Consider the following 18,308-nt stretch of genomic DNA (forward strand, 5'->3'; position numbering starts at 1 on the left):
CGGCAGTTGAGGAAACCGGTGAAAGTCCGGTGCGGTCGCGCCACTGTGAGTGTTGCTCGAGCGGGACGTGTTTCCGCTCGGAAACACGAGTCAGACCCTCAACCGCCGTCGATGACAGATCTGTGCCACGGGGCGCGAAACCCCAGGAAGGCTTCACCCGTGATTCTTCTGCTCTCCACGTCCGACACCGATCTGCTGAGCGCTCGCGCCAGCCAGGAAGCCGGCGACGGCGTCTCCTATCGCTGGGCCAACCCCTCACGCTTGCTGGTCTCGGAGGACTTGCCGCCCTTGCTCGACGGCGTCGACCTCGTGATCGTTCGTATCCTCGGCAGCCGTCGCAGCTGGGAAGACGGCCTGGACATGGTCCTCGCCTCCGGACTCCCCGTAGTCGTTCTCGGCGGCGAGCACGCGCCGGACGCCGACCTCATGGAGTGCTCGACGGTTTCCGCCGGTGTTGCTGCCGAGGCGCACAACTACCTGGCCGAGGGTGGCGCACAGAATCTGGCACAGCTGCACCACTTCCTGTCCGACACCGTCCTGCTCACCGGCCACGGGTTCGAGCCGCCGGCCCACCTGCCTTCCTGGGGCATCGCTGATTTCGCGCCCGATCCCGACTCGGCGAGCGGTCCGGTCATCGCAGTTCTGTACTACCGCGCTCAGCATTTGGCCGGCAACACCCGGTACATCCAGGCGTTGTGCGACGCGGTCGCCGAGGCCGGTGGCACCGCGCTGCCGATCTACTGCGCATCTCTGCGAACCGCAGAAGCCGAACTTCTGAGCACGCTCCGCCGCGCCGACGCCATGGTCGTGACAGTTCTTGCTGCCGGTGGCACGAAGCCCGCGACCGCGTCCGCCGGTGGCGACGACGAAGCCTGGGATGTCGCCGCACTCGCTGCGCTCGACGTCCCCATCCTGCAGGGCCTGTGCCTGACCAGTAGCCGCGCCACCTGGGACGAGAACGACGACGGACTGTCGCCTCTCGACGTCGCGACCCAGGTCGCGGTGCCGGAATTCGACGGCCGCATCATTACCGTCCCGTTCTCCTTCAAGGAAATCGACTCCGACGGACTGTCCACGTACGTCCCCGACGTCGAGCGCGCCGCCCGTGTCGCCGGGATCGCGGTCCGTCACGGCAAGCTGCGCCACATTCCCACCACCGAGCGTCGCGTTGCTCTGATGCTCTCGGCGTACCCGACCAAGCACGCCCGCATCGGCAACGCGGTCGGTCTCGATACTCCGGCGAGCGCAATCGACCTGCTCACCGAAATGCGTTCTGCCGGTTACGACCTCGGTCCGGTCGACGGCCCGGACGCAGTTCCCGGCCTGGCGGCGAAGGACGGCGACGCGCTGATCCATGCCCTGATCGCGGCCGGCGGCCAGGATCCTGACTGGCTCACTGCCGAGCAGCTCGAGGGCAATCCGATCCGCATCTCGGCAGCAAAGTACCGCGAATGGTTCGCCACCCTGCCCGAGGAACTGCGCAGCGGCGTCGAAGAGCACTGGGGCGCAGCGCCCGGAGAGCTGTACGTCGACCGCTCGCAGGATCCGGACGGCGAAATCGTCATCGCGGCACTGCGATTCAACAACATCGTGCTCATGGTCCAGCCGCCGCGGGGATTCGGTGAAAAGCCCGTCGCGATCTACCACGACCCGGATCTGCCGCCGAGCCACCACTACCTCGCGGCCTACCGCTGGATCGCTGCAACACCGGACAACGGCGGATTCGGCGCCGACGCCGTTGTGCACCTCGGCAAGCACGGCAACCTCGAATGGTTGCCGGGCAAGACGCTCGGCATGTCCAGCAACTGCGGCACCGACGCAGCCCTCGGCGACCTGCCGCTGATCTACCCCTTCCTGGTCAACGACCCGGGTGAAGGAACACAGGCAAAGCGTCGTGCCCACGCGACACTCGTCGATCACCTGATCCCACCGATGGCCCGCGCCGAAAGCTACGGCGACATCTCCCGTCTCGAGCAACTGCTCGACGAGCACTCCAACATCTCCGCACTGGACCCGTCCAAGCTGCCGGCCATTCGCCAGCAGATCTGGACGCTGATGCGGGCAGCCAAGATGGACCACGACCTCGGCCTCGCGGAGCGTCCCGAAGAAGACGTGTTCGACGACATGCTCCTGCACGTCGACGGGTGGCTGTGTGAGATCAAGGACGTCCAGATCCGCGACGGCCTGCACATTCTCGGCCGCGCACCCGAGGGCGACGCCGAAATCGAACTGGTCCTGGCTATGCTCCGTGCCCGTCAGATGTGGGGCGGCGAACAGAGCGTCCCTGGTCTGCGCGAAGCTCTCGGGCTCAGCGAAGACGGCGACGAGTCCCGCAACCGTGTCGACGACGTCGAGGAAAAGGCGCACGCACTGGTTCGCGGCATGTACGACGCCGATTGGAACCCCGCTGCGGCAGAACAACTCAGCGACGACGAGACCGTCGTGAAGATCCTGCAGTTCGCGGCCACCGAAGTGGTTCCGCGTCTTCGGCAGACCGACAACGAGATCAAGCAGGTCCTGCACGCGCTCGACGGCGGATTCATCGCCGCGGGTCCGAGCGGTTCGCCGCTGCGCGGCCTGATCAACGTTCTTCCCACTGGTCGTAACTTCTACTCCGTCGACCCCAAGGCAGTTCCTTCACGCCTGGCGTGGGAGACCGGTCAGGCGATGGCCGAGTCGCTCGCCGCTCGCTATCTCGCCGATCACGGCGAATACCCGCGCTCGGTGGGTCTGTCGGTGTGGGGAACCGCCGCCATGCGTACCTCCGGCGACGACATCGCCGAAGTGTTCGCGCTCCTCGGTGTTCGCCCCGTCTGGGACGAAGCGAGCCGACGCGTCGTCAACCTCGAAGTGATCGATCTCGAAGAACTCGGCCGCCCGCGCATCGACGTCACCGTCCGCATCTCCGGATTCTTCCGTGATGCGTTCCCGCACGTGCTCGCACTGCTCGACGACGCCGTTCAGCTGGTCGCGGCACTGGACGAGACGGACGAGCAGAACTACGTGCGCGCCCACGCACAGGCCGACCTTGCCGAGCACGGCGACGCCAGGCGTGCGACCACCCGTATCTTCGGTTCGAAGCCCGGAACATACGGCGCCGGACTGCTGCAACTCATCGACTCCAAGACCTGGCGCGGTGACGACGACCTCGCCGAGGTGTACACCAACTGGGGCGGCTTCGCGTACGGCCGTGGGCTCGACGGAATCCCGGCAGCTGACGACATGCGCAGTGCTTACCGTCGAATCAACGTGGCGGCCAAGAACACCGACACGCGTGAGCACGACATCGCCGATTCGGACGACTACTTCCAGTACCACGGCGGCATGGTTGCCACCGTGCGCGCGCTGACCGGAAAGTCGCCCGAGGCATATATCGGCGACAGCACTCGACCGGAATCGGTTCGCACACGCACACTTTCGGAAGAGACCGCACGTGTCTTCCGGGCGCGCGTGGTCAATCCCCGCTGGCTCGACGCGATGCGCCGTCACGGGTACAAGGGTGCGTTCGAGATGGCGGCCACGGTCGACTACCTCTTCGGGTACGACGCCACCACCAACGTGGTCGCGGACTGGATGTACGAAAAGCTCGCCGAGACCTACGTTCTGGACGAGCAGAACCAGAAGTTCATGACGCAGTCCAACCCGTGGGCATTGCACGGAATCGCCGAGCGGCTCCTCGAAGCCGCCGAGCGCAACATGTGGGAGCACCCCGAGCAGAAGACACTCGACGGCTTGCGTCAGGTGTACCTCGAAACCGAAGGCGAACTCGAGGGGGAGTAAACCTCGATCACCGTCAGGTCCGGGCGCTGAAGTGAGTCAGCGTCCGGACTTGATGATCTGAGCGATGTTCCGCTCCGCCAGAGCAGTGATGGTCAGTGACGGATTGACGGTGCCGGTGCTGCCCGGAATGGCAGCGCCGTCCATCACGTACAGGCCGTCGTAGCCCTTGACTCGCCCGTAGCCGTCGGTGGCCTTGCCCAGAACCGCACCGCCGAGGGGATGCGCGGTGAACGAGGAATTGACGTCTTTCGCGAACGGCAGGGCGGACGGCAGCGTGGTGCCGGCGAAGGCCATCTTGTTCTGGACGGCGCGTAGTGCCTCGACGGTGGCGTCGTTGCCGTTCTTCGGCCAGTTCAGCACCACCCGATCGGAGCCGCCGTCGTAGGCGAAGTCGGCGCGCTGCGAGTCGAGGGTCATCCCCAATGTTCCGAGCATGCCGATGTTGACGGGCAAGCCGGGGACATACCAATTCTCGAGGGAGAGTGGCATTCCCGACTCGTCGACGATGCGTGATGCCGACGGTGAGGCTTGCGCAGTGCCGTCACTGAAGCCGAACGAGCGCACCATCCCGGCGTCGCCGTTCGTTCCCCAGCCCTTACCGACGTGTTCGTTGAGGTTGGGCAGCGCGCCCGTCGCCTGGGCGCGTACCAGCAGTTCGGAGGTGCCGATCGAGCCGGCGCCGAGGAACAGACGGTCACAGGTAAGAGTCTTCCGGGCCAGAACGCCACCCGTCGGATCCGTCGATTCGACGTCGACGACGTAGCGTCCATCACGTTCGCGACTGATCGCGAGCACCTGATGTCCGTAACAGACGGTGGCTCGTCCGGTGGCTTCGGCGGCAGGAATGTAGTTCTGTGTGAGGTCGAACTTCGCGCCGTTGGAGTTACCCATGTTGCTGTCACCGACAGTGGCCGAGGCTCGGGTTCGGCCGTCGAGTTCTGAGCGCACCACGTCCCAGTTCCAGATCCCGTCGATCCGCTGCGGATCGAATCCGGCACGACGAGCGTCCTGATCCCAACGACGCGAGTGACCGAAGTTCGGGGTTTGGTAAATGTCTTCGGGCAACGGGCTCAGACGCAGCATCTGGCGCACTTTGGGGTACCAGGTGGACGCCATCTCGTCGTAGTCGAGGGAGTTGCCGAAGACTGCGTCGAAGAATCGGCGCTCGGGCGCGATCATCACGCCGGTGAAGATGATGGAACCACCGCCGACTGCAGCGCCGCGCCAGACCGAGATGTGTTCGTAGTCGGTGGCATCGAGGACGCCGCTGAAGTAGTCGCACGCCACGGGGAGTCCGGTGAGGTTGGTGAACGATGTTCGCCGGAAGACTCCGCGGCCGTCGGCCAGCATGTCGGAGGTGTGAATCTCCCGCTGCGGATCATGCGGCCATCGGAGTCCGCGTTCGAGGATGGTGACCTGGGTGCCGCTCTGCGCCAACCGGAGAGCGGTGGCGCTTGCGCCGAATCCGGACCCGATGACGATGGCTTCGGAATGCTCCGGGGGAGCAGGAGATGGTGCGAACAACTCGGGGACGAGCGCGCGGTAGTGATCAGCACCCATCGGTAGCGCCCGCAGGGGTGCGGGGGCGGCGTGGCTGGTCGACGTCGACATGAGCGGTGTCGCGGCTGCAACTGCCGCCCCCGCCCCGGCGGCTTTGAAAAAGTCACGACGCTGCATGTCACGGCGCTGCATGTGTAAGTTCGACTCCCCAGTTCGACGGTTTGCCTCAGAATAACTCGAGATGGAGTTCGGGGACGAAACGGCGTGTCCCACGTCATGAAGAACCGGATAAAACGTGCATAAGTGGCACTTCCTGGGTGGTACTGATCGGTCGCCAGATAGTCGCGGAATCTTGTCGGTGTTCAGCGAGAGGCGCTCGCACCTATCCTCGAGGAGTGAACCCCGACTTCAAGCGCGTCTCCGAGGCCAAGTACGTCCTACTCACGACCTTCCGCAAGGATGGAACTCCGGTGGCGACTCCACTCTGGGCCGCGCCGGACGGCGACAAGCTCCTGATGTGGACCGTCACCGATTCCTACAAGGTCAAGCGCATCAGGCGAAACCCGTCGGTCACAGTCGCCGCGTGTGACGCGCGGGGAAATCCCAAGGGTGAACCGGTTGCCGCCGTCGCCGAGATCCTCGACGGACCGGGCACCGATCATGCTCGCGACGCGATCGCGCGTCGCTACGGAATCCTCGGCTGGATCACCATGAAAGGCAGTCTCCTGCGCCGCGGCAAGACCGGAACGATCGGACTTGCCATCACTGCAGCCTGACCGCGCGTCAGTTGCCGAGCAGATCGTCCAACGCTGAATCGAACCGCGGATACGTGAAGGGGAAGCCGTTGTCCGTCAGCACTTTCGACACGGCATGACGACCCGTCAGGCCCAAGGCAGCGTCGCTGCGCAGCAGGAACGCGCCGAATCTGACCATGACAGCGGGCGTCGGCGGCGCAGGTGGCCGGTGAAGGTGCTTGCGCAGCCCGGCCATCAATTCTGAATTGCGGACGGGATCCGGGGCAGTCGCGATGACCACCCCCGAGGCAGCCGAATCGGGTTCGAGGGCCCAACGAACGATCGACAGCCAGTCGTCGATGTGAATCCAACTTGTCCATTGTCGACCTGAGGCAACGCGTCCGCCCAGACCGAGACGTACGAGCAACAGGAGTCGCTCGAGCGCCGGTGTGCCCTTCTCCAACACGACACTGGTTCGCAGGATCACTACTCGTGACGTGTTTGCTCCCTCGACCGCTGCCTCCCAGTCCTTTGCGACGTCGGTCATCTGAGGTGGTCCGTCAGCGAGTGGGGAAGCCTCGTCGAGTCGGGTCTCTCCGGCGTCGCCGTAGATTGCGAGCGTGCTCGCCTGGATCCACACCGGAACAGGGTGCGCCAGTAGTTTCGACGCTTCGACCAGTGCGCGGGTCGGATCGACACGGGAGCTGGTGAGCAGTGCGATGTTTGCCGGGGTGGGTCGGCGATCGACCAACTCGCCGGCGAGGTTGATCACCGCGGCGCCGTCGAGTTCTCCTGCCCAGTCGCCGACCGTGACACCGTCCCACTGAACCTGCCTGTGCCTGCCGGGTTTCGGTGACCGAGTCAGGACCACGACGTCATACCCGCGGTCGGCGAGATCGTCGCTGATTCGGCGGCCGAGAGCGCCGGTACCGCCGGCGATCACGACCTTCGTCATCACTGCGCCTGGCTGACCGAGGACATGTGGAAGTCGGGAATCCGCATCGGCGGCATGGCCGTGCGGGTGAACCAGTCTTTCCACTCGCGGGGAAGCGTGATCTCGGTGCGTCCAGCCTCGGTGACCCGCCGCAGGAGATCGAGCGGACTCTCGTTGAAACGGAAGTTGTTGACGGCGCCGACGATCTCGCCGTCCTCGATCAAATACACCCCGTCACGGGTGAGTCCGGTCAGCAGCAGCGTCGTCGGATCCACCTCACGGATGTACCAGAGGGTTGTGAGCAGTAGACCCTTCTCGGTACCTGCGATCATGTCCTCGATCGAGGTGTCGTCACCACCGGTCAGGATGAGATTGTCGCCGGGAACTGCGACAGGTCGACCGAATTCTCGTGCAGCGTGGCGCGGGTACGCCAGTGCATTGACGACGCCGTCTCGGACCCAGTCGACGGGTTCGATCTCCATACCGTTGTCGAACAGTGAGACGGATTCACTCGACGACGTCGTGATCACGAACGGCGCGGACTGCAAGCCCTCGGCGCCGGGGTCGGAGGTGAGTGTCAGTGGCAATCCGAGCTTCTCGCCGATCCGGGTACCACCGGTGGTGGAAAGTGCGGTGTGGCCCTCTTCGGCGCCGCGCCCCTCCATGGTCCACATCAGATAGATCATCAGGTCCGCGACAGCCGAAGGCGGAAGAATCGTCTCGTAGCGGCCGGCGGGCAGACTGACCGAATTTTCCGCCCAGTCAAGTCGAGTGGTCAACTGCGACACAAGGTTCGGCACTGAAATGTCAGTGAAATCGACAGTTCCGGATCCGACCCAGGCGCAGGCGTCGCCGCGCTTGCCGTTGATCTCCACGGAGCCGGTGGCCTGAGCCGTTCTACGTCGCACGCCCGTCGAAGTTCCGAGCCAGGTGGTGTGCAACTGGTGGTGAGCGAAGCCGAACAACTGGTCGTCACTGTCGAAGGCCGTGGACAGGTCGGCAGCCAACTGCGCAAAGACACCGATGTCGGTCAGGGCGGCCGGCAGGTCCCAGTCGGTCTCTGCCGCCGACTGCGTGATCAGGTCGGACGCGTCGTCAGCCGGAGTGGCTGTGCGCGCAGCCTGTTCGCTTGCCTGTACGAGCACAGAAATCTGCTCCGGATCGACACTGCTGGAACTGACAGTGCCCACCTTCGCGATGTCACCCTCGCGCACGATCGAGATCACCGTCCACGTCCGGGACAGCGAGACTCCGTTGGTGGTCATCGAATTGTTGGCCCACCGCAGCGACGCCTCACTCGCATCGGTCACGATCACCAACGATTCGTCTACCGTCCTCGCGGCCAATGCACGCTCGACGACCTGCTGCGGATCGATCACTGCTGAGCCTCCGAACGAGTATTGAGGATGTTGACTCCGCGGAACAGAGCGGACGGGCAGCCGTGGCTGACCGCCGCAACCTGACCGGGTTGCGCCTTGCCGCAGTTGAATGCGCCCTGCAGGCGCCAGGTCGACTCACCGCCAACGGCTTCCATCGAGCCCCAGAAATCCGTCGTCGTCGCCTGATACGCCACGTCACGCACCTGACCGTCGAGCTTTCCGTCACGGATCTTGAAGAACCGCTGACCGGTGAACTGGAAGTTGTAGCGCTGCATGTCGATCGACCAGGACTTGTCACCGACGACGTAGATGCCGTTCTCGACTCGCGAGATCAGGTCTGCGGTCGAGGTGTCCGTAGAAGGGTCGGGGGAGAGCGAGACGTTGGCCATTCGCTGGATGGGAACGTGATGTGCAGAGTCGGCGTACGAGCAGCCGTTGGAACGCGTCAGCCCCAGCCTCGGCGCGAACACGCGGTCTAGTTGATACCCGACCAGTGTTCCCTCTGCCACCAGATCCCACCGTTGAGAGGCGACGCCATCGTCGTCGAATCCGACGCTGGCCAGGCCGTGCTCTTCGTTGCGATCGGCGGTCACGTGCATGAGTGGCGTTCCGTATTTCAGCGTTCCCAGCTTGTCCGGCGTCGCGAACGATGTTCCGGCGTAGGCCGCTTCGTAGCCGATCGCGCGGTCGTATTCGGTGGCGTGTCCGATGGATTCGTGGATCGTGAGCCACAGATTGGTCGGATCGATCACGAGGTCGGTCGGACCCGCTTCGACGGTCGGTGCCTTCGTCTTCTCGGCCAGCCACTCCGGGATCTGCGCGAGCTCATCGCCCCAGTTCCACGTGCTCTGCGCCCCGAGGTACTCCCATCCGCGACCTACCGGCGGCGCCAAGGTGCGCATCGATTCGAAGCTGCCGGCCGACTTGTCGACGGCGGTCGCCTCGAACTCGGGGTGCAGACGCACCCGTTGCTGGGTGATCGACGAACCGGCCAGATCCGCGTAGAAAGTCTGCTCCTTGACCTGGAGGACACTCGCCGTGACGTGATCCACGCCGTCAGCGGCTTGAAGCCGTCCGGAGTAGTCGACCAGCAGCGCTACCTTGTCGGCCGTCGGTGTCGCGAAGGGATCTTCGAGGTACGGGGACACCCACGTCGCGTCGGCGTAGACGGGTTCGTCGGCGAGGGTGACCGGATCCCGATTGAGCGAGCGTAATGCCTTCGCAACCTCGACCGCTTGGCGTGCCAGCGCAGCCGCGACGTCAGGGGATACCTCGGCGTGCGAGGCGAATCCCCACGTGCCGTCGACGATCACACGGACGGCGACCCCGATCTCGTCTCCGTCGGACACCGCCTGAACTACGCCGTCGCGCAAGCGGATCGACTGTGTGAGCACGCGGTGGACACGAACATCGGCGTGCTGGGCGCCGGCTGTTCTCGCTGCCGACAGCGCCGCATCAGCGACAGCTCGCAGCGGGAGGGCGAGGAAATCTGCATCGACATCTCGGGTGACGGTCACGCACACGACGCTAGCCGACGACCGCCGATCTCAACCGAACTGCTGCCATCCGAGGCGAATCACCATGGCGATCACGACCACCAACAGCGTGATCCGGACGAATCCGGATCCCTTGCTCAGCGCCATCCGCGAACCGATGACCGCGCCGAGAACGTTGCACACCGCCATCGCCAAACCCAAACTCCACCAGACATGCCCGGTGACGGCGAAGTAGGCGAGCGCGCCGAAATTGGAACCGAGATTGATCACCTTCGCCATGGCTGCGCTTCGAACGAATTCGGTTCCGAGGAAGGTGGCGAAGCTGATGATGAGGAAAGTGCCGGTGCCGGGTCCGAGCAGACCGTCGTAAAGCCCGATGAGTCCGGCGGAGAGCAGCAAGACGAGGACGGTCTTGCGCTGCGTCGGACGATGAGTGGCGATCGTGGTGCCCAGCGTCGGCCGCATTGTCACGAAGACGGCGACAGCGACGAGTACGACCATCACGATCGGAATGAAGTACTTCTTGTCGATCAGTGAAACGGCCGCCGCCCCGCACGCGGACGTCACCGCTGCCAAGGCGGCTGCCGGCGCCATCTGCCGCCATTGCATCGGGATTCGACGCGAGAACGTGTACACCGCAGCACTCGTCCCGGTGAATGCCGTCAGTTTGTTGGTGGCCAGTGCGGCCTGCGGGGTCAATTGTGGGGCGACCAGAAAGAGCGCGGGCAACAGAATCAATCCGCCGCCGCCGACGACGGCGTCCACCCAACCCGCCGCCGTTGCTGCCGTCATCAGCAGTCCCCAATCAGCAATATCCACGGCGGTGACTCTTTCACAGCTGTGACACTCTTGAGCACATGCGGAGGTTCAGCCTGTGGCTGCGAGGAAAGCCGATGATCGCGGACAGCGCGCTGGCGCTCGTGTTCTTCGCGCTCGAGGTAGTCACGTTCGTCAGTTCGCCGCGTGAGGAGCGGTGGCCTCAGCTCGTCGTCGGATTTCTGATCTGCCTTCCCGTCGTGTGGCGTCGCAAATATCCGCGTGTGTCCGCTGCGTCCATATTGTCGATGTCGTACTTCGCGACCCTGATGATGTGGGCGACCGGGGATCCGGCTGCGGAACATCCAGGCCTGCTGGCGCTCGGAGTTTCGCTCTACACACTCGTTGCGTACGTCGATCGGCGTACCGGGGCGATATTCGCGTGCTTCCTTGCCCTGGACATGACTTTCTCGTTGCTCGTCATCCGCCAAGACGTGATCCTGACGATCATCATCGCGACGCTGCTCTATGCATTGGCCTGGATCACCGCCGAGTTCTTGAGCGCGCGACGTGCCTACGACGAGGAAGTGGCCGCCAGACTCGAAGTGGCCGAATACGAACGAGACCGCCGCGCCGAGGATGCGGTGGCGACGGAAAGAACCCGGATCGCCCGCGAACTCCACGACGTCGTCGCACACGCGGTCAGCGTGATGATCGTTCAGGCGGACGGCGCCTCGTACGCCGTCGATTCCAATCCGGCGTTGGCGAAGAAGGCGCTCGGCAACATCTCCAGCACCGGACGTGACGCGCTTGCCGAGCTTCGCCGGACCGTCTCGCTTCTGCGCACCGAGGTCAGTAGCGATTTGATGCCGCAACACGGAACGGCCGGCATCGCCAAGGTCGTCGAGATGATGCGGGCTGCCGGTCTCGGCGTGCGCCTCGAGCTGACCGGCGAGCTCGACGACGTCAGTCCATCGGTCAGCCTGGGCATTCATCGCCTCGTTCAGGAATCACTGACCAATGTCCTCCGCCACGCCGGCGCGAACCCGAAGGCCCGAGTCACCGTGCGCCGCACCGAGACCGCGGTACTGCTTGAGGTCGTCGACAACGGAACGTCGAGCTCGACCTTCGCTCACGGTTCGGGCAACGGACTGGTCGGCATGCGTGAGCGGGTGGCGGTACTGCACGGGACACTCGAGACGGGACGACGCCCTGACGGCAGTTGGCGTGTGTACGCAGAGTTGCCGCTCGAGATCCACGATTGATACCGGCTCGCCGCAATCGCATTGGCACCGACGTCTCAGGCCCGATAGGTTTACGCCGTGCCCATCACCGTGCTGCTAGTCGACGACCAGGAACTCATGCGGATGGGCCTGAACATGGTGCTCGAAGCACATGAGGACATCTCGGTCATCGGTGAGGCCGGTGACGGAGCCGCGGCGGTCGCAGCGGCGGTAGCGCTGAAGCCTGACGTCGTGTTGATGGATGTGCGGATGCCGATTGTCGACGGTGTGAAAGCGACGGAGCAGATTCTTGCCTCCGGGATCGAATCCAGGGTCCTGGTCATGACGACGTTCGACCTGGACGAACACGCGCTCGGCGCCCTGCGTGCCGGAGCGAGTGGGTTTCTTCTCAAAGACACCCCGCCCGAGGACCTCGTGTCGGCTATCCGCAGCGTGGCGGCCGGTGATGCGGTTGTTTCCCCGAAGGTGACACGTCGTCTGCTGTCGAGGTTCATCGTGGACGGTCCGGCGCCGCGACGCGATCCGGTGGTTCTCGACGTCCTGACCGAACGCGAACGCGAAGTCCTCGGGCACGTGGCCACGGGACTGTCGAACATCGAGATCGCACAGCAGCTGTACCTGTCCGAATCGACGATCAAGTCGCACGTCGGACGCATTCTGACCAAACTCGATCTGCGTGATCGTGTGCAGGCGGTGGTGCTGGCCTACGAGACCGGACTGGTAACTCCGGGCGCGTAGGCCAGCCGCCTGTCAGGCAGCGAGCGTTTCGCTCTGCTCAGGCATCAAAAGCGCCCACTGTTGGCAGCACGATGCAGGTCTTCCCGTCTGCGTAATCGACATTGCCGAACAGAGCGGCAAACACCTTGCCGTCGCCGGTGTCGACGACCTTCGAGAGCAACGGCGTATCGAGTACGGGCAACTTCTCGTCCAACGGGACGATGCCACCCTTGAAGGTGCCGACGTTGATCCAGGCAACACTCAACCCTGAGGTCTTGGGTATGCCGACGTAACCCGGGATTGCCTGGAACCGGAGATGGTCGGCCTCGACCCACGGCGGCAACGGGAAGTTCGGACCGGCCTGTGCGGAGCTGAGGGTGACGGTGACAGGTTCACCGGCCACGCCACACCCGACCGTCGGTGCGGGGTACATGAACGACTGCGGCTTGGTGACGCCGATGTCCGGGAGATCGAGGGCGGTCGTGATCTGATCAGCGCCTGCCGTGCCGATCAACTGCTGAACAGCAGCAGAGGCTTCGGGGGAGATGGCTGCGGCCTGCGCGATCAGCGCGGCAATTCCTTCGGGTACTACCGGTTCTGCGGCCGCGGTTCCCGCGCTGATCATCGCGCTGCCGGCGGTGAGTGCCACGACGGCGGCAGTGCCGGCGATGGCAGCGGGAATGCGTCGGGCGAGTGTCTTGCCGGGGAGTCGGCTCATGTCGGGCTCCTTCATTTCATGAGGCCGGGAAATGCGGCCCGAAGTGACTTGACCACGCGCATAGTCTCAACGTCAACTTGAGGTTTAGAATCGTTAGCGGAGCGTTAGTTAACGCCAGGCAAGTCGCACGTGCGCGAGAGAAGGCCCGTGTGACTCACGGCACTCGCCTGTTTTGCACCTCTGCGTCGTTGTCGGGAGAAAATCCGGCCCCTCGAGCGTTGAACGGATAGACCGTCTGAAAGGGGACGTCATGATCGCCGCCGTATTCCTCCTCTACGTGATCGTCGAGATCGCCGCATTGGTCATCGTGGGCAACGCCATCGGTGTCGCCTGGACAGTGCTGCTGTTTCTCGCCGGTTCGCTTGTCGGATTGATCCTCATGCGTTCGCAGTGGCGACGAGTCATGGACGGATTCCGCAAGGCAACGAGGGGTGAGGGATCGCCGTCACTGGCGGTCGCCGACGGCGCCTTGGTCGCGGCGGGCTCCGCGTTGATGTTCGTACCCGGACTCGTGACTTCCGTTCTGGGCCTTCTGCTTCTGAGTCCGCCGACCCGGTGGGCGCTCCGCCCGCTTGCGGTGCTCCTGGCAGGCAAGCGCGCAGCAGCATTTGCCGCCGGTGGTGACGCCTTCGCCGGAACCGTCGGCTACGCGGCGCGCATGCACGGAAACGGCGAGGTGATCGACGGCGAGATCATCGTCGAGACACCCGAAACCACCGAGTACGTAGCAAGCAACGGCAAGGAACTGGTCCTCGAGGGTGAGATTCTGGACACGGATACACCCACCCGTTCGCGGGGGCCGCAGTACTAACAGGCAGACTGGGTGCTCGTGACTACTCGTCTGCTGGTCAACGGCCGGATCTACAGTTCATTTGCACCTGACGCGACCTCGATCGCCATCACCGACGGCACCGTCGTGTGGGTCGGCGACGAGCGCGCCGGACGGGCGTTGCACCCCGCCGCGGAGATCGAAGACCTGGGCGGTGCGTTTGTCACTCCGGGGTTCGTCGACACCCACGTCCACATCACTGCGTTGGGACTCAATCTCGTCGGTCTCGATCTCGTGGGCGCGAACTCACTGGACGAATGCCTCTCGCGAGTACGAACATTCGCAGCGGCAAACCCCGAAACTGCCCATCCCGACGCAGTCATCTGGGGACACGGTTGGGACGACACCGAGTGGGCAGATCAGACGCCGCCCTCGACCGCGGATCTCGACGCGGCTGCCCCTGGCCGCAAGGTGTATCTCTCGCGGATCGACGTTCACTCGGCCGCGTGCTCGAGCGCATTGCGCGACGGGATCTCCGGCCTCGCCGACACTGCCGGATACTCGGCCGACGGCCCGCTGACCTTCGACGCACACCACCTGGCGCGCAATGCGGCTCGGAACCTGCTGACCGAATCTCAGCGCGCGTCTGCTCGTACCGCGGCGCTCGATCTGTGCGCCTCCCGCGGGATCGTCGCAGTGCACGAGTGCGGGGGACCGGACATCTCGGGACTGACCGATTTCCAGGAACTACTGGCCCACGACCACGGAGTGGAGGTTCGGGGCTACTGGGGTGAGCGCGTCGACACCGAAGAGGATGCTCGTGCACTCCTCGACAAAACCGGAGCAGACGGACTCGGCGGGGATCTCTTCATCGACGGTTCGCTCGGTTCGCATACCGCGTGGCTGCTCGAACCCTATGCAGACCAACCTGATTCGACGGGCAACGCCTATCTCGACGTCGACGCGATCGCCGCACACATCCGGGCCTGCACCCTCGCGGCTGTCCAGGCCGGCTTCCATGCCATCGGTGACGGTGCCGTCTCGTCGGCAGCGGCTGCGTTCCGCAAGGTCGCCGACGAACTGGGTGGCCCCAAGGTCGCCGCGTTGGGTCACCGCCTCGAGCACGCGGAAATGATGTCGATGGCCGACGCGGAAACCTTCGCAGCCTTGGGTGTCATCGCGAGCGTCCAACCGGTGTTCGACGCACTGTGGGGCGGTACCGACGGTCTGTACGCCACGCGCCTGGGAGTCGACCGCGCAGCAGCGTTGAATCCGTTTGCACCTGCTGCCGGTAAGGGTGTCTCGCTCGCATTCAGCTCCGATGCCCCGGTCACCCCCATCGAGCCGTGGGCGATGCTGCGCGCCGCTGTCCAGCACCGCACCGACGGAAGTGGAATCTCACCGCGTGCGGCCTTCTCCGCCGCAACGCGCGGCGCCTGGCGCGCGGGCGGAGTGCGGGACGGCGCCGCGGGAACGCTCAATCCGGGTGCACCCGCCTCCTACGTGTTGTGGGCGGCAGGCGAACTCGAAGTCAGTGCACCGGCCGATTCGGTTCAGCGATGGTCTACCGATCCGCGCTCGCGAGTACCCGCTCTGCCCAGGCTGGCGGAAGATGCGCCGATTCCGGTCTGCATCAAGTCGGTGCATCGCGGACGCGTCGTCTACCAGCGCGGCTCGACGAGTGAGTGAGGCCGGCGCAGAGGCGCCCAGCAGTGATCGCTCCCGCGTGAGCGCTGTGCTCACCGGTTCGGCATGGCTACGTTCGCTGTACGCAGCCACAGGCGGATTCTTGATCTTCGCCGGGTTCCCACCTCGTCCGCTGTGGTTTCTGGCGCCAGTCGGGATCGCTCTTCTGACGTGCGTGTTGACGAACTTCGGTCGAGGCGGATTGCGTCTTCGTGCCGGCTTCGGTTACGGGTACCTGGCCGGTCTCGGATTCCTGGTGCCGTTGCTTCCGTGGATCGGTGTGTTCGTGGGCGCGGTCCCGTGGATCGCGTTGGCCGCGGTGGAGTCGTTGTTCATCGGACTGTTCGGGTTGCTGGCGGTACTGGTGGCGAGGTTGCCTTGGGCACCTTTGTGGATTGCCGCGACCTGGACGCTTACCGAGTGGCTTCGTTCCAGCGTCCCTTTCGGCGGATTTCCTTGGGGCAGGCTCGCATTCGGTCAATCCGAAGGATGGCTCCTCCCACTCGCGAGTATCGGCGGTGCGCCGCTGCTCAGCTTCGCGGTGGCCCTGACCGGTACCGGCTTGGCAGCAGTCGTCGTCGTTGTCGCGGCAAAACGATGGGACCGAGGATTCTTCGGAGCCGTTGCCGCCGCCATCGTGCCCGTGATCGTTGCTCTCGTGGTGTCGCCGTTTCTTGCCACCATGGATTCCGGCGACCGAACGATCACCGTCGCCGCGATCCAGGGCAGCGTTCCGCGGTTGGGCTTGGACTTCAACTCGCAACGCAAGCAGGTCCTCGACAACCACGTCACCGAAACCGTGAAACTGGCAGCCGAGGTGGACGCGGGCCGCGTCGATCAGCCTGACGTCGTGATCTGGCCGGAAAATGCCTCGGACATCGACCCCCTGCGAAACGCCGATGCCGCGGCCGACATCACCCGAGCCTCCGAAGCGATCGGAGCCCCGATTCTTGTCGGCACCGTACTCGTGAATGCCGATCGTACGACCACCAACTCAGTGATCGTGTGGGACGGCGCCAATGGTCCTCAGGAACAGCACGACAAGAAGATCATCCAGCCGTTCGGTGAATACCTGCCATACCGAAGCTTCTTCCGGAACTTCTCCTCGTACGCCGATCGTGCGGGCAATTTCGTGCCCGGCGATGGCAACGGCGTTGTCCACGCAGCGGGTGTACCGATCGGCGTCGCGACTTGTTACGAGGTTGCGTTCGACCGGGCGTTCCAGGAATCGGTGCGCAATGGTGCGCAGCTGCTGGCAGTACCGACCAACAACGCCACCTTCGGGGACACCGAGATGACGTATCAGCAGCTGGCAATGTCCCGTGTGCGGGCAGTCGAGCACGGCCGTGCCGTCGTTGTGGCCGCAACCAGTGGTGTCAGCGCCATCATCGCTCCCGACGGGGCAGTGACTTCGCAGACCGACCTGTTCGTGCCGGCGGCACTTGTGGCCAAGGTGCCGCTCTCGACCAGCTCCACCCTCGCTACCCGAGTAGGTCCGGCGCCGGAGATCGTGCTCAGCATCATCGCGGTCGGTGCGATTTCCATGGCGCTGGTAGCCCGGCGCCGAGATCGGGCCGAGCAATCACCTGAGGAGACTGCGGCAATCTGACCCGAGCAACGGATATCGGGCTGCCGATGTTCCGAGGGGCGCCTACGCGGGTACTCGCTGTGCCACCCGTTCCTGCGTAAAGGCGGCCTCCTGTGACCGAGCCAGACAAGACCCAGCCTGAGAAGACCGGGCCCCAGACTGCAGTTCGCAAGACCAGTGTCGTCGACGCGGTGCTGCAGTCACCGCTCGCGGGGCTGTCACCGTGGATCCTGCTGTCCTTGCTCTCCGGGCCGGGAAGGTTCGAGGAATCCGCGGCCGCCGCGCTCGGGTTGTCGCTGCTGATCTTGGCGGCCAGTCACCGGCGCGGCGGCACGGTGAAGCTGTTGGAGGTCTTCGACGTCGTGTTCTTCGGCGTTCTGGCGGCCATCGGCCTCCTCGCGTCGGCGAACACGATTCGGTGGTTCGAACTCTGGGGAGGCGAACTGACCAACATCGCGCTGGTGGTCTTTGCCTTCGGATCGATCCTGCTCCGCAATCCTTTCACTTTGCAGTACGCGAAAGAGTCGACGCCTGAAGAGTATTGGACGACGCCACTGTTTCTGCGCATCAACTACGTCATCACCGCAGTGTGGGCGCTCGCCTTCACATGGTCGGCCGCAGTGGGCCTGTTCGGAGACGCACTGTTGCACGACGGAGACAACTTCTGGACCGGATGGATTCTGCAGTTGCTCGGAACCTTCTTCGCGATCTCCTTCACCGAGTGGTACCCCGAGTATGCGCCGAACAAGGCCGCTCAGGCTCAGGGCCTCGAAACCGAACCACCGCAGTCGATTTTCAGGCTGTTCGACTTTTTGCCGGTGTTCGTAGCCGTGACCGGCATCGCGGGGTTGGTGACCGACTCCGTTTCCGTGACCGCAGGCGTCTCGTTGATTCTGGTCGGCGTGTTCGGACATCTGGCGATGCGACGGTTCACCGTCGACTAGGAGCTCTCGGTGATCTCGCGCCGACGGGAACTTGGTGCACGATCGTCTCGATGACCGGCAGGT

At 64.5% G+C, this 18,308-nt stretch carries 14 protein-coding genes and 1 riboswitch; of the genes, 8 read left to right on the forward strand and 6 right to left on the reverse strand.

Annotated elements, in window-relative coordinates; translation table 11 throughout:
* The first annotated feature begins 10 nt into the window (after nt 1-10).
* A riboswitch (cobalamin riboswitch) is annotated at nt 11-96 on the forward strand.
* A gap of 63 nt (nt 97-159) precedes the next feature.
* Nucleotides 160-3,780 (forward strand): cobaltochelatase subunit CobN, encoded by a 3,621-nt coding sequence (gene cobN / locus QMA15_RS08855; protein WP_290284006.1) that lies wholly within the window; start codon nt 160-162, stop codon nt 3,778-3,780.
* A 36-nt stretch (nt 3,781-3,816) separates the two neighbouring features.
* Here the strand turns inward: cobN and QMA15_RS08860 are convergent, their stop codons facing one another.
* Nucleotides 3,817-5,472 (reverse strand): GMC oxidoreductase, encoded by a 1,656-nt coding sequence (locus QMA15_RS08860; RefSeq protein WP_290284007.1) that lies wholly within the window; start codon nt 5,470-5,472, stop codon nt 3,817-3,819.
* Nucleotides 5,473-5,675: 203 nt separating this feature from the next.
* Between QMA15_RS08860 and QMA15_RS08865 the strand changes: the two genes are divergently transcribed.
* A complete protein-coding gene (locus QMA15_RS08865) occupies nt 5,676-6,056 on the forward strand; it encodes a PPOX class F420-dependent oxidoreductase (RefSeq protein ID WP_054188250.1) in 381 nt (126 codons plus the stop codon).
* Nucleotides 6,057-6,063: 7 nt separating this feature from the next.
* Here the strand turns inward: QMA15_RS08865 and QMA15_RS08870 are convergent, their stop codons facing one another.
* Genes QMA15_RS08870 through QMA15_RS08885 form a run of 4 tightly spaced genes read right to left on the reverse strand, consistent with a single transcriptional unit; the run spans nt 6,064 to nt 10,642 of the window.
* Nucleotides 6,064-6,969 carry a TIGR01777 family oxidoreductase gene (locus QMA15_RS08870; protein ID WP_020969646.1) on the reverse strand — a complete coding sequence of 302 codons (906 nt, stop codon included), beginning with the start codon at nt 6,967-6,969 and terminating at the stop codon, nt 6,064-6,066.
* On the reverse strand, nt 6,969-8,327 hold the full coding sequence (locus QMA15_RS08875; protein WP_290284011.1) for a metallopeptidase TldD-related protein: 1,359 nt from the start codon (nt 8,325-8,327) through the stop codon (nt 6,969-6,971). The genes QMA15_RS08870 and QMA15_RS08875 overlap by 1 nt, the downstream gene beginning before the upstream one ends.
* Entirely contained in the window at nt 8,324-9,844 is a 1,521-nt protein-coding gene (locus QMA15_RS08880) for a TldD/PmbA family protein (RefSeq protein ID WP_021344293.1), read from the reverse strand. Before QMA15_RS08880 ends, QMA15_RS08875 begins: the two co-directional genes overlap by 4 nt.
* A 30-nt stretch (nt 9,845-9,874) precedes the next feature.
* The gene (locus QMA15_RS08885) at nt 9,875-10,642 is read right to left on the reverse strand and encodes a TSUP family transporter (protein ID WP_080910376.1); all 768 of its coding nucleotides are present in this window, start codon (nt 10,640-10,642) and stop codon (nt 9,875-9,877) included.
* A gap of 74 nt (nt 10,643-10,716) precedes the next feature.
* Here QMA15_RS08885 and QMA15_RS08890 point away from each other — a divergent pair, with 74 nt between their 5' ends.
* Both QMA15_RS08890 and QMA15_RS08895 read left to right on the forward strand, forming a co-directional pair.
* On the forward strand, nt 10,717-11,844 hold the full coding sequence (locus tag QMA15_RS08890; protein WP_020969643.1) for a sensor histidine kinase: 1,128 nt from the start codon (nt 10,717-10,719) through the stop codon (nt 11,842-11,844).
* A gap of 57 nt (nt 11,845-11,901) precedes the next feature.
* Nucleotides 11,902-12,561, forward strand: a complete 660-nt coding sequence (locus tag QMA15_RS08895) for a response regulator transcription factor (RefSeq protein WP_003945024.1) — start codon at nt 11,902-11,904, stop codon at nt 12,559-12,561.
* A gap of 37 nt (nt 12,562-12,598) precedes the next feature.
* Here the strand turns inward: QMA15_RS08895 and QMA15_RS08900 are convergent, their stop codons facing one another.
* A complete protein-coding gene (locus tag QMA15_RS08900; protein ID WP_003944837.1) occupies nt 12,599-13,258 on the reverse strand; it encodes a hypothetical protein in 660 nt (219 codons plus the stop codon).
* Between the two features lie 250 nt (nt 13,259-13,508).
* On the opposite strand from QMA15_RS08900, the gene QMA15_RS08905 reads away from it, so the two are divergent.
* From QMA15_RS08905 to QMA15_RS08920, 4 genes are all read left to right on the forward strand, one after another.
* Nucleotides 13,509-14,069: an FxsA family protein gene (locus QMA15_RS08905; RefSeq protein ID WP_279163892.1), complete on the forward strand. Its 561-nt coding sequence runs from the start codon at nt 13,509-13,511 to the stop codon at nt 14,067-14,069.
* Nucleotides 14,070-14,081: 12 nt separating this feature from the next.
* Nucleotides 14,082-15,716, forward strand: coding sequence for an amidohydrolase (locus tag QMA15_RS08910; RefSeq protein ID WP_279163893.1), 1,635 nt, complete (start codon nt 14,082-14,084; stop codon nt 15,714-15,716).
* 37 nt (nt 15,717-15,753) lie between these two features.
* Complete coding sequence (gene lnt, locus QMA15_RS08915) at nt 15,754-17,322, forward strand: apolipoprotein N-acyltransferase (protein WP_290284195.1); 1,569 nt, start codon at nt 15,754-15,756, stop codon at nt 17,320-17,322.
* A 92-nt stretch (nt 17,323-17,414) separates the two neighbouring features.
* Nucleotides 17,415-18,245: a hypothetical protein gene (locus tag QMA15_RS08920; RefSeq protein WP_290284020.1), complete on the forward strand. Its 831-nt coding sequence runs from the start codon at nt 17,415-17,417 to the stop codon at nt 18,243-18,245.
* Nucleotides 18,246-18,308: the final 63 nt, after the last annotated feature.

The organism is Rhodococcus sp. APC 3903, assembly GCF_030407755.1.
Lineage (GTDB): Bacteria > Actinomycetota > Actinomycetes > Mycobacteriales > Mycobacteriaceae > Rhodococcus_F > Rhodococcus_F erythropolis.